Raw genomic sequence first — 995 nt, forward strand, 5'->3', positions numbered from 1 at the left:
TTATATTCTTGGTTACAAACATTTAGCCCTTTTTCAATATATGTGTTTACTGTATTTGTTTGTTTTAACTTGTAATATTCTTGTGCTAATAAAAACATTGTTTTGTAATCGTCTTCTTGATTTTCAAAGGATTCAAGAAGATAACGGATTGCAAGTTCAGAAAGATTTTGATCTGCATATAAAAGACCTAAGTGATAACGTACGAGTAAAGCTAATTTGTTTTCACTGTGTTTTTCAAATTTATTAATTGCGGAAAGCAAGTATTCTTCTGCAACAGAAAATTCCCTTAATGTAATACAAGCCATACCAAGTGTGTTTTCACATGCTCCGGTTTTAATCTCGTATCCTAGTTTCCCACTAAAAAAACTTTTGGCTTTGTTAGCATATTGAGTTGCTAATAAGGCTTGATGAGTATGATAATAGAAAGTTGCAACAGCATAATTAAATTCAGCTTTTTCTACTTCATCAGGAATTTCTTCTAGTAATTTTTCTGCTATATCATAATATTTTTGAGTTTCACTATAATTTCCTGTTTTCATTGCATGCATGCCTTTAAAGAAATGATAATAGTAATCTAAAAAATTATTTGTGTGTTCTTTTAATTGTTCGATTTTTTCTAAAGATTGTTCTCTATCTGCATAGTCGTTTGTAAGAATCTTGTATCTCAAATCAATAAGTGAATAATATAAAAGTAAATTTTGGTCTTCTTCTATGTTGTTAATTTCTTTTTCAATCTTTTGTTTTAATTGTTTTGCTTTAACTAATGTGTTGTTTTAGCATGGATTGATACCAGTCATTTAATAATTTTGTTATTTGTTCATTTTCTAACTGAACATTCATAGAATCTTCCCCTTTTCCAAAATTATCTATATCTTGTTTTTACCATGTTACCATGGTAGTACATTAGATTAACTTTTAAATAAGTTGATATATATTATTTTTAATATTCTGTTTATTTTATCTTTGTTTTTATATGGATGACAAAAAGCCCTTTT

Annotated in this window: 1 protein-coding gene and 1 pseudogene; both read right to left on the reverse strand. The window is 27.1% G+C overall.

Features of this window, described 5'->3' with window-relative positions; all coding sequences use genetic code 11:
• On the reverse strand, positions 1-539 hold a 539-nt coding region (locus FE392_RS22820; RefSeq protein ID WP_319931966.1), incomplete at its 3' end, for a hypothetical protein.
• A gap of 120 nt (positions 540-659) precedes the next feature.
• Positions 660-755, reverse strand: a pseudogene (locus tag FE392_RS22825) (response regulator aspartate phosphatase); the annotation flags it as partial.
• Between the last annotated feature and the right edge of the window lie 240 nt (positions 756-995).

The sequence above is a fragment of the Xenorhabdus santafensis genome, assembly GCF_033949405.1.
Lineage (GTDB): Bacteria > Pseudomonadota > Gammaproteobacteria > Enterobacterales > Enterobacteriaceae > Xenorhabdus > Xenorhabdus santafensis.